The sequence below is a fragment of the Specibacter sp. RAF43 genome (assembly GCF_052114065.1).
Lineage (GTDB): Bacteria > Actinomycetota > Actinomycetes > Actinomycetales > Micrococcaceae > Specibacter.
This window is the reverse complement of the sequence record NZ_JBFREA010000045.1, coordinates 1-13,114: the sequence shown is the minus strand read 5'-3', so window position 1 is coordinate 13,114 and position 13,114 is coordinate 1. Positions and strand designations below refer to the sequence as shown.

Here is a 13,114-nt window from a genome sequence, read left to right as displayed (position 1 = left end):
CGCCCCCACCACCGCGGTCAGCTGCAGTACGCGCCCGTGGAGGCGCTGTTGACCAGCTTCGCGTACTTGGCCAGGACGCCGGAGGTGAACTTGGCCGGCAGCGGCTCCCAGCCGACCTTGCGGGCCTCGAGCTCGGCATCCTCGACCAGCAGGTCGAAGGTGCGGGCGCCGATGTCGACGCGGATCCTGTCGCCGTCGCGCACGAAGGCGATGGGGCCGCCGTCGACCGCTTCCGGGGCGACGTGGCCGATGCACAGGCCGGTGGTGCCGCCGGAGAACCGGCCGTCGGTGAGCAGCAGGACCTCCTTGCCCAGCCCGGCGCCCTTGATGGCGCCGGTGATGGCGAGCATCTCGCGCATTCCCGGGCCCCCCTTGGGGCCTTCGTAGCGGATCACGACGACGTCGCCGGCGTGGATCTGGCCGTTGTCCAGCGCGTCCAGGGCGCCTTGTTCGCGCTCAAAGACGCGGGCGGTGCCCTCGAAGACGTCCAGGTCAAAGCCGGCACTCTTGACGACGGCGCCTTCCGGGGCCATGGAGCCGTGCAGGATGGTGATGCCGCCGGTCTTGTGGATCGGGTTGTCCAGGGCGCGCAGGACCTTGCCGTCGGGGTCCGGCGGGTTGATCTCGGCCAGGTTCTCCGCAACGGTCTTGCCGGTGACGGTCAGGCAGTCCCCGTGCAGCAGGCCGGCGTCGAGCAGGGCCTTCATGATGACCGGCACGCCGCCGATCTTGTCGACATCGAACATGACATAGCGGCCAAAGGGCTTCAGGTCGCCCAGGTGCGGGATCTTGTCGCCGATGCGGTTGAAGTCATCGAGGGTCAGGTCAACGTTGGCCTCGCGCGCAATGGCGAGCAGGTGCAGCACGGCGTTGGTGGAGCCGCCGAACGCCATGGTGACGGCGATGGCGTTCTCGAAGGCCTTCTTCGTGAGGATGTCGCGGGAGCGGATGCCCAGCTTGAGCAAGTTGACGACGGCCTCGCCGGACTTGCGCGCATACATGTCGCGGCGGCGGTCGGCGCTGGGCGGGGCGGCCGAGCCGGGCAGGGACATGCCCAGCGCCTCGCCGATGCAGGCCATGGTATTGGCCGTGTACATGCCGCCGCAGGCACCCTCGCCGGGACAGATGGCCCGCTCGATCGAGTCCAGGTCCTTCAGGCTCATCTTGCCGGCGGCGCACGCGCCGACGGCCTCGAAGGCGTCGATGAGGGTGACTTCCTTCTCGGTGCCGTCCTCCATCTTCGCGAAGCCCGGCATGATGGTGCCGGCGTACAGGAACACGCTGGCCAGGTTCAGGCGGGCCGCGGCCATCAGCATCCCGGGCAGGGACTTGTCGCACCCGGCCAGCAGCACGGAGCCGTCGAGGCGTTCGGCCATCATCACGGTTTCCACGGAGTCGGCAATGACTTCGCGCGAGACCAGGGAGAAGTGCATGCCCTCGTGACCCATGGAGATGCCGTCGGAGACGGAAATGGTGCCAAACTGCATGGGAAAGCCGTTGGCGGCAAAGACGCCTTCCTTGGCGCCCTGGGCCAGCCGGTTCAGGGACAGGTTGCACGGCGTGATTTCATTCCACGAGCTCGCCACACCAATTTGCGGCTTGGCAAAGTCGTCGTCGCCCATGCCCAGCGCACGGAACATTCCGCGCGACGGGGCGGCATGAATGCCGTCGGTGACAACGCGGCTGCGGGGTTTGATGTCGGGCAGCCCGTCGGCCGTTCGCACGACGGTGTCTTCTGGGTCTTCTGTATTAGTCTCCACGCTCATGGGCGCCAGTCTATGACTCCCGTGCGCGGCCGGGCCAGCCGCAGGACGATCGGGTCACTATGCGGACACTTTTTTGCCTCCGCCCGCCCGTGAAATCCGGGCAATGGGGCGGTGTGGGGCGCCCCGCCGTGTGATCTGGGCCGCAATCCATTCGTTCGATTTCACACAGGCCCAAAAACCATGTAATGTTTCATGTCGTTGCGGGGAACACAACGGACACAATCCGGCTGTGTCACCGCAGTGCGAAATGCACCTCTAGCTCAATTGGCAGAGCAATTGACTCTTAATCAATGGGTTTCGGGTTCAAGTCCCGAGGGGTGCACCGACGAAGAACCGGTCCCGGCCGCAGAACATGCAAGCCGGGGCCGGTTTTTTGCTGCCCGCAGCCGGCATTCACTTGAGGCCGGCAGTCACTTGAGGGCTGGGCATCCGCGCCGGGATCCTGGAATACGCAAGCACCAAACACGCAAGCGCCCCGCCTCTTGCGAGGCGGGGCGCTTTTCGTGAGCCGGCAGCGAGTGCCCGCCCGTCGGCGTGCGGTGGCTTACTTGTCGAAGACGTCCTTCGCGGCGTCCTTGAGGTGCTCGCCGGCCTGCTTGGCCTTCGCGGCGGCCTGGTCCCCGGCACCTTCGGCCTGAAGCTTTTCGTTGTCGGTTGCGTCGCCGACGGACTCCTTGGCCTTGCCGGCTGCTTCCTGGGCTTTGTTGCTGATCTTATCTCCGAGACCCATGAGGTCCTCCTTAATTCGATTCCAACAGTTGCGTGTTAGACCCTACGAAGCTTCTCTGGGAACAACCTGAGTATCGAGGGGCCAATTTAGGCTCCCACCCCATCTGGCATAGGCTGAAATTGGTATTTCTGCAGGCCAGGAGGCCTTGCACGCACCTTGAAAAGGAGTTTTCTTCATGACCGAGCGTCTTGTCCCGGGCGACCCGGCACCAGCCTTCAGCCTTCCCAACGCCGCCGGCGGAACCACCACTCTGGGGGATCTTGCCGGGGAGAAGGTGGTGCTGTACTTCTACCCGGCCGCCGCGACGCCCGGGTGCACCAAGCAGGCCTGTGACTTCCGGGACAACCTGGCCTCCCTGACCTCGGCCGGCTACACGGTGGTGGGCGTCTCCCCCGACCCCGTGGCCAAACTCGCCAAATTTGCCGCCGCCGAGAACCTCACGTTCGCCCTGCTGGCCGACGAGGACCACGCCGTTGCCGAGGCCTACGCCGCATGGGGTGAAAAGAAGAACTACGGCCGGACGTACCAGGGCCTCATTCGTTCCACGATCGTCATTGACGGCGACGGCACGGTCGCCGTGGCCCAATACAACGTCCGCGCCACCGGGCACGTGGCCAAGCTGCGCCGCGATCTGGGCCTTGACGCCGCGTAGACTGCGGGCCCCAATGCAGCAACTTCCCGTGTGCGCAGGACTCGGCCGGAGTTTTTCGCATCTTGTCCACTGGCGCCGAACTCACGGATAGTGCTGCGCATGATGGAAGTGAAGTTTGCCCATGCGCCGAACTCACGGTGAGTGCTGCGCACAATGGCTGGCACGCGAAAGGCCCCGCCGAAATCGGCGGGGCCTTTCAATACATGTGCGCAAGAGGGGACTTGAACCCCTACGCCCGAAGGCACAGGTACCTAAAACCTGCGTGTCTACCAATTCCACCACTCGCGCAGTCGTGTAAGACGTCCACCATCCTACCGGGGAAACCATCCCGGACGTGAACAGCCCGGCCGCCCGAACGGCCCGGCCAAGCGGCCCCGCCGAACAACCGCCGAACAACCGCCAAACAACCGCCGGGCAACAGCCCAACAACTGCCACTAAGATAAGTGGCTGATGGAACCACCACCCGAGGAGAACTGACACGTGCCACGATCGGCCGGACCACTGCGCAAGGCGAGCCGGCGGGCCGCGGCGATTGCCGGCGTCGTTCTCCTGGCCGTGACCGGCTGCACGAGCGCCACCCCGGCGCCCGGCCCCACAACGACCAAGGCCGCCCCCGTCACCTTCAATTTCGGTACCGGCGCGGATCCGACCGGATTTGACCCGGCACTGGTGGCGGACACGGAGTCGTACCGGGTGACGCGCCAGGTTCTGGAGGGGCTGCTGACCATTGACCCGGTCACGGGCGCACCGGCCGCCAGCCTGGCCACGGCGTGGAGGGAACTGAACGACGGGCTCGGCTACACCTTTTCGCTGCGCAAGGGCGTGAAATTCCAGGACGGGACCGCGTTCGATGCGGAAGCCGTCTGCACCAACTTCGAGCGCTGGTACACGCTGCCGGCCGCGACGCGCGGTGACGGCTCCGCGGTGATGTTCAAGCAGGTCTTCCGGGCCTTCTCCGACGACCCGAAGAATTCGTTGTTCCACGGGTGCCACGTGGACGGCCCGCTAATGGTGACGCTGAGCCTGAACATGCGCCTGACCGGCTTCCTGCAGGCCCTGACGCTACCGGCCTTCGCCATCTCCTCCCCCACCGCCCTGGCCGGCGGCAGCGCCAACACCCTGGACCAGACGCTTTCCGGCACCAAGGTCTCCAAATACGCCCTGCATCCGGTGGGAACCGGCCCCTTCACGTTCGCCTCCGCCCGGTCCGGGACCGTCACGCYGAGGGCCAATCCCGCCTACTGGGGCGTGAAGGGGCAGATCGACGTGCTGACGTTCAGGACCTACGACCAGCCCGAGGCCCGCCTGGCGGCCCTGGGGGACGGGTCCCTGGACGGCTTTGACCCCGTCACCCCGAGCAACTTCGACAAGCTCATTAAGAGCGGCAAGCAGGTGCTCCAGCGCGACCCGTTCTCTGTCATGTATGTCGGGATCAACCAGTCCGTGCCCGTGCTCAAGGACCTGCAGGTCCGCCAGGCCATCGCCGCGGCGATCGACAAGACCGCCCTGGTCAACAGCTTCTTCATCGCCGGCACCACCACCACGGGGCAGTTCATCCCACCCAAGCTCAGCGGTTTCAACAACGCGGTGCAGGGCATGGGCTTCGATCCCGTCAAGGCCAAGGCACTGCTGGCCGCGTCAAGCTACAAGGGCCAGCAGCTCAAGTTCTACTACCCCACCAACGCGGCACGCACCTACCTGCCCTCCCCCGAAAAGGTCTACGCGGAGATCGCCCGGCAACTGACGGCCGTGGGCTTCAACATCAAGCCGGTGCCCATGGCCTGGAGCGAGGGCTACGTCAAGGCCGTCACCAGCCCCGGCGACCACGCGCTACATCTGATGGGCTGGAACGGCAGCTACTCCGACCCGGACAATTTTGTCGGCCCGCTCTTTGGTACCCCGAGCGGCGAGCTGGGTCTGGTGGACCCGCAGCTGGATTCCAAGATCACCCGCGCCCGCAGCCTGCCCAACGGCCCCGAGCGGACCGCCGCCTACGAATCCATCAGCAAGCAGCTTGCCGCCACAATTCCGGCCGTGCCCATCGCCTTCCCCATCTCCGCCATCGCGCTCTCGGACCGGGTGGCCGGCTACCCGCTCAGCCCGGTGCTGAACGAGGTCTTCAACCACATCCAGCTCACCAAAACCAGCCCCTGACACCCCGGGCGTGTCGCGACGCAACCGGACGGATTTACGCAACCACGACCTGCCGCGATACGCTTCTAGCGCTAGGAAAGCCTCTACCGGAGTTGGACTGTGACCTTCATCTCGAACACCAAAGACGCTGACGTCGTACTCATCGGAGGCGGCATCATGAGCGCCACGCTGGGCACCATGCTCAAGCAACTCGAACCAACCTGGAAGATTGCGCTGTTTGAACAGCTGGATCGGCCCGGATTGGAATCCTCCAGCCCGTGGAACAACGCCGGCACGGGCCACTCCGCGCTGTGCGAGTTGAACTACACGCCCGCGGGGAAGGACGGCACCGTCAACCCGGCCAAGGCAATCGGCATCAACGAGCAGTTCCAGCTCTCCCGCCAATTCTGGTCCCACCTGGTCACCAACGACTTGATCGGCTCCCCCAAGGGCTTCATCAACACCGTCCCGCACATGAGCCTGGTGCTGGGCGAGGACCACCGCAAGTTCCTTGCCGCCCGCTATAAGGCACTGTCGGCCAATCCGCTGTTCGGCTCCATGGAGTACAGCGAGGACCACGCCCAGATCGCCAAATGGGCGCCGCTGGTCATGAAGGGCCGCGACCCCCAACAGGTGATAAGCGCCACCCGCGCCGCCGAGGGCACCGACGTCGACTTCGGCGCGCTGACCCGCGAGCTGGTCGGCTACCTGGAGCGCAACGACGTCGAGGTCAACTTCGGCACGTCCGTCACGAACGTTTCCCGCACCAAGGACGGCGGGTGGGACGTGGTCCTCAAGCACCCGGCCTCGGGTGAGCACGGGCGAATCAAGTCGCGCTTCGTGTTCATTGGCGGCGGCGGCGGCGCCCTGCACCTGCTCCAGCAGTCGGGCATCCCCGAGGGCAGGGGCTTTGGCGGCTTCCCCGTCTCCGGCCAGTTCTTCCGGTGCACCGACGAGTCCATCGCCTCCCAGCACAGCGCCAAGGTGTACGGCCAGGCGTCGGTCGGCGCCCCGCCCATGTCCGTCCCGCACCTGGACACCCGCTACGTGGGCGGCAAGCGCTCCCTGCTGTTCGGCCCGTACGGCGGCTTCTCCACCAAGTACCTCAAGACCGGCAGCTACCTGGACCTGCCCGCGTCGATCCGCCCGGGCAACATCATCCCGATGCTTGCCGTGGGCAAGGACAACCTCGACCTCGTCAAGTACCTCATCAGCGAGGTCACCAAGTCACACCACGCCAAGGTGGGCGCCCTGCGCGAGTACTTCCCCGAGGCCGACGGTAAGGACTGGGAACTGATCACCGCCGGCCAGCGGGTGCAGATCATCAAGAAGGACGCCAAGAAGGGCGGCGTGCTCCAGTTCGGCACCGAGGTCATCACCTCCGCCGACGGGACCATCTCGGCCCTGCTCGGCGCCTCCCCGGGAGCGTCCACGGCCGTGCCGATCATGCTGGAACTGCTGCACAAATGCTTCCCGCGCAAGTTCAAGCTGGAATGGCAGGATTCGTTCCGGGAGATGATGCCCACCTACGGCACCGCGCTCAACGACAACCCGGACCTTTTCAAGAAGACCCTGGCGGCGACCACCGAGGCCCTGCAATTGGGCACGGACAACACCTAAGGTTCCACCCCGCGGGGCCAAACGGCACCCGAGCGACCGGCTGGGAGTGTATTCATGTTTCGCCTGGCACACATGTCCCTGGGGAACCGGGCCCTGATCGCGCTGATCACCCTCTTCGCGGTGGTCTTCGGCGTGATCACGCTCGGTTCGCTCAAGCAGGAACTCATTCCCTCCATCGAGTTCCCGCAGGTCACCGTGGTCTCCGCCATGCCCGGCGCCTCCCCCGAGGTCATCGACAAGCAGGTCAGCGAGCCGCTGGAAACCGCGCTCAACGCGGTGGAGGGCCTGGAGACCAGCACGTCCACCTCGCGCAGCGGCGTCTCCACCATCAACCTGGCGTTCACCTACGGCACCAACCTGGACCGTGCCCGGAACCAGATCGACCGGGCCATCACCACCGTGCGCCAAAAGCTGCCCGACGGCGTGGACCCGCAGCCGATCGCCGGGTCCATCGCGGACTTCCCCATCGTCTTTTTGGCCGTCTCCTCCGATGCGGACCTGGCCGCCCTGAACACGGACCTGCAGCGCCTCGCCGTCCCTGCCCTGTTGAAGATCGACGGCGTTCGCGGCGCCGACGTGACCGGCGCCAACTCCCAACACATCGCCATCCTGCCGGACCCGGCCAAAATGGCGGCGGCAGGCGTGCACGCCGGGGCCATTGCCGACGCCCTGAAGAACAACGGCAGCCTGATCCCGGTCGGCTCGCTGCAAAACGACGGCCGGACCCTCTCGATCCAGGCCGGCAGCCCGGTCGACTCCCTTGACGCCATCAAGGCCCTGCCCCTGGCGGCGTCCACGCCGGCCACGATCGGCAGCGTCGCCGCCGTCGCCCTGGCCGAGGACCCCACCACCTCCATCACGCGCACCAACGGCGCGGCCACGCTGGCCCTGTCCATCACCAAGAAGCCGGCTGCCGATACCGTCTCACTCTCCCGCGCCATCAACGCCCAGCTCCCGACGCTGGCGGCCCAGCTGGGGCAAAACACCAAGTTCACCACCGTCCTGGACCAGGCGCCGTTCATCGAAAAATCCATTAGCGACCTCACGGTGGAGGGCCTGCTGGGACTCGGATTCGCCGTCGTGGTCATCCTGGTCTTCCTGCTGTCCGCCCGCTCCACGCTGGTCACGGCCATCTCGATCCCGCTGTCCCTGCTGGTGACGTTCATCGGGCTGTGGGCCACGGGATATTCGCTGAACATCCTTACCCTGGGCGCCCTGACCATCGCGATTGGCCGGGTGGTGGACGACTCCATTGTGGTCATTGAAAACATCAAGCGGCACATGAGCTACGGCGAGGACAAGGTGGCTGCGATCCTGGCCGCCATCCGCGAGGTGGCCGGGGCCGTGACCGCCTCGACGCTGACCACGGTGGCCGTGTTCCTGCCCATCGCGTTCGTGGGCAGCCTGGCCGGGGAGCTGTTCCGACCCTTTGCCCTCACGGTCACGTTCGCGCTGCTGGCCTCGCTGCTGGTCTCACTGACCATTGTGCCGGTGCTGGCGTACTGGTTCCTGAAGCAGACCGTGCACACCGACGACGGCGGCACGGCCTTGAGCGGGCAGGCCCTGTTGCGCGTCGTGGAGGAGAAGGAGCGCACGTCCTGGCTGCAGCGCGGCTACCTACCCGTTCTGGCCACGACCCAAAAACACCCCGTGTACACGCTGGTGGCGGGCGCCATCATCCTGGGCGCGACGTTCGCGATGACCCCGCTGCTGCCCACCAACCTGCTCGGGGACACCGGGCAAAACAGCATGACGGTCAAGGCGGTGCTGCCGCCTGGCACCAGCCTGGACGTCACCGATGCGGCCGCCAAAAAGGTCGAGGCGCGGCTGTCCGCCGTCGACGGGATCACCGATGTCCAGGTGACCATCGGCAACAGCTCCGGCGGGTTCTCGGCGCTGCGCGCCTCCGGCGCGTCCACCGCCACGTTCCAGGTCATCACCGACCCCAACGCCGACCAGGTGCAGCTCCAGGACACCGTCCGGGGCGCGATCGCGGGCATCAAGGACGCCGGGGACATCTCCCTGGGCGGCGGCGACAGCGGCTTTGGCACCTCAAGCAGCGTTGACGTCACCGTCAAGGCGACCACCGGCGTCGAACTCCAACAAGCGTCCGATCTCCTGGTCAAGGCCATGACCGGCCTGCCCGGCGCACAGTCGGTGGCGAGCAACCTCTCCGCCGCCCAGCCCGTGGTCCAGGTCAGCGTCAACCGGGCCAAGGCCGTGGCGGCGGGGCTGGATGAGGCACAGATCACCGGGCTGATGGCCGCCACCGTCAGCCCCCTCCCCGGCGGCACGGTCCGCATCGACACCACCGACTACAAGGTGCAGATCGGCACCGGGACCCAATTTGACTCCGTGGCAGCCCTGGCCGACGCCCAACTGCCGACGGCGGCCGGGCCGGTGCCGCTGTCCGCCGTGGCGACGGTGAAGGAAGTGGACACGCCGCTGACCATCACCTCCTCGAACGGGCAGCGCACGGCCACGGTGTCCGTGACCCCGGAGGACAACGCGCTCGGATCCCTTAGCGCCGAGGTGCAAAAGCGGCTCGATGCCACCGCGCTGCCGGAGGGGGTCATCGCCACCGTTGGCGGCGCGGCCTCGCAGCAGGCGGAGTCGTTTAGCCAGCTGGGCCTGGCCATGTTGGCGGCCATCGCCATCGTGTATGTCATCATGGTGGCCACGTTCAAGTCGCTGATCCAGCCCCTGATCCTGCTGGTCTCCATCCCCTTCGCCGCCACCGGGGCCATTGGCCTGCTGCTGATCACGCGGATTCCGCTGGGCCTGCCATCGCTGATTGGGATGCTGATGCTGGTGGGCATTGTGGTCACGAACGCCATTGTGCTGATCGACCTCATCAACCAGTACCGGCACCCCTCCGGCGACCGGCCCGCCATGAACGTAGCCGACGCCATCGAGCACGGCGCCCGGCAGCGGCTCCGCCCCATCCTGATGACCGCCCTGGCCACCATCTTTGCGCTGACCCCGATGGCGCTGGGCGTCACCGGCGGCGGCGGGTTCATCTCCCAGCCACTGGCCATCGTGGTGGTGGGCGGCCTGGTGTCCTCCACGGCCCTGACCCTGATCCTGGTGCCGGTGCTGTACCGGCTCATCGAGGGCCGCGCCGAGCGCCGGGAGCTGGTGAAGGCGCTGAAGGTGGTGCACGTGCCCGCGGCCGGGTCCGGGGCCGGTTCCGAGGCCGAAGGTGGCGCGGGTGCCGGGGCCGGGGCGGGTACCGAGTTTCAGGACTGGACCACCGGCGCCATCCCGAAGGTCCGCGGCCGCCGCGCCGCGGCCGACTGAGGCAGGCGCAGCTAATACGGCTCGGGCGCGGTCATCGCGCCCGCATGAGCTCCCGATCACATGGGGCCCCGACGGGAACATTTTGGCTTATGGCCGGGTTGCACCCTATATTAGATGCAAACGTATATATCTCGCTCGGGTGCGAGATGAAGGAGCACACCATGCAGTTCGGCATTTTCAGCGTCGGCGACGTCACCCTTGACCCCACCACCGGTCGGACTCCCACCGAGCACGAGCGCCTGAAGGCCATCACCACCATCGCCAAGCATGCCGAGGACGTGGGCCTGGACGTGTTTTCCACCGGTGAACACCACAACCCGCCGTTCGTCCCGAGTTCCCCCACCACGATCCTTGGCTACATCGCGGCGCAAACCTCCAAGATCATCCTGTCCACGACCACGACCCTGATCAGCACCAACGACCCGGTCAAGATCGCCGAGGACTTCGCCACGCTGCAGCACCTGGCCGAGGGCCGCGTGGACTTGGTTCTGGGGCGTGGCAACACGGCGCCGGTCTACCCGTGGTTTGGCAAGAACAACCAGGACAGCGTGGAGCTGACCGTGGAAAACTACGCGCTGCTTCGCCGGCTCTGGGATGAGGATGTGGTGAACTGGGAGGGAAAGTTCCGTACCCCGTTGCGCGGCTTCACCGCCACCCCGCGCCCGCTCGACGGCGTCGCCCCCTTTGTCTGGCACGGCTCCATCCGCACGCCCCAGGTGGCCGAAATTGCCGCCTACTACGGCGACGGCTTCTTCGCCAACAATATCTTCTGGCCGAAGGAGCACTACCAGCAGCTGATCAACCTGTACCGGCAGCGGTTTGAACACTACGGCCACGGTTCCGCGGACCAGGCGATCGTGGGGCTCGGCGGCCAGTTCTTCATTCGGCCCAAGTCCCAAGACGCGATCAACGAGTTCCGCCCCTACTTTGACAACGCCCCGGTGTACGGGCACGGGCCGTCCATGGAGGACTTCACCTCGCAGACGCCGCTGACGGTGGGGAGCCCTGCGGAATTGATTGAAAAGACACTCACCTTCCGGGACTACTTCGGCGACTACCAACGCCAGCTGTTCCTGGTGGACCATGCCGGCCTGCCGCTCAAGACGGTCCTGGAGCAGCTGGACCTGTTTGGCTCCGAAGTGCTGCCCACGCTCCGCAAGGAATTCTCGGCCAATCGTCCCGCACATGTGGCGGACGCCCCGACCTTTGCGGCGCGCAAGGCGGCCAAGCTGGCATCCGAGGCGGCGGGCGCGCGCACGGATGCGGGGAACTCGGTGACGGCATGACCTCCGCTGCGGAGCACCGGCGCCTGGCCACCGAGTCCTGGGAGTCCCTGCTGCGATCCCAGGTGGCGGTGATGCGCGACCTCCACAAGGACCCGATCTTCAAGAAGGTGGGCGTCCGTGAATACGACGTCCTCTTCAACCTCACCCGCTGCCCCACCGGGTGGTTGCGCCTCAATGAGCTCAACGACAACGTCCTGCTGACCCAGCCGAGCATCTCCCGCCTGGTTGACCGGCTGGAGGCCCGCGGCCTGATTCAGCGAAAAACGCCCGATGGCGACCGGCGCGGGGTGTTGATCGGACTCACCGAGGCGGGGGCTGCGTTGCAAAAGGAAGTCGGGCGCGCCCATGTACAAAACATCATGGCCATCATGGAGGACGGCCTGACCGACGGCGAGATGTCCACGCTGCTGGAGCTGACCACCAAGCTGCGCACCGCCGTCGCCGCGCGGGCGGCCACTGAGCACGCCGCCAGGGGCTGATCAGCCGAGGGACCGCAGCGAGGTGATCATCTTTTCCACGTCTTGGTACGCGCTGGAGCGCATGTACTCCTGTGCATCGGCGATCGAGGTGAACGCCCGCAGGCCCGGGGTGCCGTCCAGGGCGCCGGTGAATTGCAGGACGTCGCCGAACATGTAAATCCCAAGCTGCTTGGATGCGACGGTGTTGTACACGAGGCATGCCTTGCCGTCCTTGCCGGCGGCCTGATCGGTGAGGCCGTACGAGGCATAGAAGCGGGTGGCGCCCTGAATCAGGCGGTACACGAAGCGTGGTTCAACCGCTGCCGGGTCACCGTTGTTCGACGGTATCGGCATGGGAATGCTGGAGAGGACCGTGTACGGCCGCAACGACTTCGGCGGGCACGCGCCGCCGAGGCCGGCGATGTGCGTCTGCAACGTGGCCACCACGTCACCCGCCTTGTCCCGCACCTCAACGTGGACGGACGACGCCGTCTTTCCCGGAATCAGCTGTGTAGTCCAATCCTGCGGCAACTCGAAACTGATGGTCTTGCCCGGGTCCCGGTAGGTTTTCCACTCCGCCGCAACTGGCTCCGTTGTCGGCCCGGCGGTGCTTGACGCGGGAACGCTGGCGGTGCTGGTGGAGACGGGACTGTCCGACGGTGACGCTGACACCGTTGCCGGAGTAGTGCTCGACGACGGTACGGTCACCTCAGCGGTGATGCCACAGCCGGTTAGGGATAGCGCTGCGGCCAGGGTCCCGGTAGCGAAAATGGCCATGCAGATGGTTGCGGTGCTGCGCATTCCCCGTCGACGTTGCATTGGATCTCCTTCGGACTATCCGGCTTGTCCCACTGTTGCCCATGGTAGCCATCCGTCCGGCGGGCAAGGCGGCGGCGCGCGAAGCCCGTTGCGTTGTTAGTTTCTGGGGAGGCCGTGGTGGTAGGTGTTGCGGCGGGGGCGGCGGGTGGGGTCCAGGGTGTAGGGCGGGGTGAAGTGGGGGGTGCCGTGGATCATGGTCAGGGTCCAGGCGCCGTGGTGGAGGAGGTGGTGGTGGCGGCTGCAGAGCAGGGCGGCGTTGTTGATGTCGGTTTCCCCGCCCAGCTGCCAGGGGGTGAGGTGGTGGGCCTCGGTCCACCAGGCGGGGGCGGTGCAGTCGGGGAAGGTGCAA

At 66.4% G+C, this 13,114-nt stretch carries 10 protein-coding genes and 2 tRNA genes; 7 read left to right on the top strand and 5 right to left on the bottom strand.

Translation table 11 applies throughout. The features are described from left to right. Positions 1-17: 17 nt before the first annotated feature. Positions 18-1,766: a dihydroxy-acid dehydratase gene (ilvD, locus tag AB4Y80_RS16500; protein ID WP_442215426.1), complete on the bottom strand. Its 1,749-nt coding sequence runs from the start codon at positions 1,764-1,766 to the stop codon at positions 18-20. A 249-nt stretch (positions 1,767-2,015) separates the two neighbouring features. On the opposite strand from ilvD, the gene AB4Y80_RS16495 reads away from it, so the two are divergent. After that, positions 2,016-2,088, top strand: a tRNA-Lys gene (locus AB4Y80_RS16495). A gap of 222 nt (positions 2,089-2,310) precedes the next feature. Here the strand turns inward: AB4Y80_RS16495 and AB4Y80_RS16490 are convergent. Further along, entirely contained in the window at positions 2,311-2,496 is a 186-nt protein-coding gene (locus tag AB4Y80_RS16490; protein ID WP_442215425.1) for a CsbD family protein, read from the bottom strand. Positions 2,497-2,671: 175 nt separating this feature from the next. Here AB4Y80_RS16490 and bcp point away from each other — a divergent pair, with 175 nt between their 5' ends. Beyond that, a complete protein-coding gene (gene bcp, locus AB4Y80_RS16485; protein WP_442215423.1) occupies positions 2,672-3,148 on the top strand; it encodes a thioredoxin-dependent thiol peroxidase in 477 nt (158 codons plus the stop codon). Positions 3,149-3,354: 206 nt separating this feature from the next. Here the strand turns inward: bcp and AB4Y80_RS16480 are convergent. Further along, positions 3,355-3,436 (bottom strand) — tRNA-Leu (locus AB4Y80_RS16480). 193 nt (positions 3,437-3,629) lie between these two features. Between AB4Y80_RS16480 and AB4Y80_RS16475 the strand changes: the two genes are divergently transcribed. The 5 genes from AB4Y80_RS16475 to AB4Y80_RS16455 all read left to right on the top strand — a co-directional run bounded on the left by AB4Y80_RS16475 (position 3,630) and on the right by AB4Y80_RS16455 (position 11,967). Next, a complete protein-coding gene (locus tag AB4Y80_RS16475) occupies positions 3,630-5,303 on the top strand; it encodes an ABC transporter substrate-binding protein (RefSeq protein ID WP_442215421.1) in 1,674 nt (557 codons plus the stop codon). Between the two features lie 99 nt (positions 5,304-5,402). Then, positions 5,403-6,902: a malate:quinone oxidoreductase gene (locus tag AB4Y80_RS16470; RefSeq protein WP_442215420.1), complete on the top strand. Its 1,500-nt coding sequence runs from the start codon at positions 5,403-5,405 to the stop codon at positions 6,900-6,902. Positions 6,903-6,956: 54 nt separating this feature from the next. Continuing rightward, positions 6,957-10,202 (top strand): efflux RND transporter permease subunit, encoded by a 3,246-nt coding sequence (locus tag AB4Y80_RS16465; protein ID WP_442215419.1) that lies wholly within the window; start codon positions 6,957-6,959, stop codon positions 10,200-10,202. Between the two features lie 161 nt (positions 10,203-10,363). Further along, positions 10,364-11,488, top strand: a complete 1,125-nt coding sequence (locus AB4Y80_RS16460) for an LLM class flavin-dependent oxidoreductase (protein ID WP_442215418.1) — start codon at positions 10,364-10,366, stop codon at positions 11,486-11,488. Then, entirely contained in the window at positions 11,485-11,967 is a 483-nt protein-coding gene (locus AB4Y80_RS16455) for a MarR family winged helix-turn-helix transcriptional regulator (protein ID WP_442215417.1), read from the top strand. Before AB4Y80_RS16460 ends, AB4Y80_RS16455 begins: the two co-directional genes overlap by 4 nt. Here AB4Y80_RS16455 and AB4Y80_RS16450 read toward each other — a convergent pair whose 3' ends face one another. Both AB4Y80_RS16450 and AB4Y80_RS16445 read right to left on the bottom strand, forming a co-directional pair. Next, positions 11,968-12,765 (bottom strand): hypothetical protein, encoded by a 798-nt coding sequence (locus AB4Y80_RS16450; protein ID WP_442215416.1) that lies wholly within the window; start codon positions 12,763-12,765, stop codon positions 11,968-11,970. Between the two features lie 96 nt (positions 12,766-12,861). Then, positions 12,862-13,114 (bottom strand): HNH endonuclease signature motif containing protein (locus AB4Y80_RS16445; RefSeq protein WP_442213509.1); only part of this gene is annotated, 253 nt, incomplete at its 5' end.